Consider the following 206-nt stretch of genomic DNA (forward strand, 5'->3'; position numbering starts at 1 on the left):
TTAGCAGAAGACAGTGATCAGGTGACACCGGCCGAAGCAAAAACTCAATCTCAACTTTCAATCCAAGACCAAGCTAAGCTCGCTGCAGCCGACAAGGAAGCAGCGGAAGAAGCAGCCAAAGTTCGCTCAGATTTAATCGCTACCCTAGAAAAAATCGAAAAATCAACTATCGATGACATCAACAAGGATGCTACTATCACTGATAA

1 protein-coding gene is annotated in these 206 nt (G+C 44.2%); it reads left to right on the forward strand.

The annotated features are described in order from the left end of the window. Nucleotides 1-206 (forward strand): hypothetical protein (locus HMPREF2991_RS11415; protein WP_257371873.1); only part of this gene is annotated, 206 nt, incomplete at both ends.

This window comes from Streptococcus sp. HMSC072D07 (assembly GCF_001814835.1).
In the GTDB taxonomy this organism is placed as follows: Bacteria; Bacillota; Bacilli; order Lactobacillales; family Streptococcaceae; genus Streptococcus.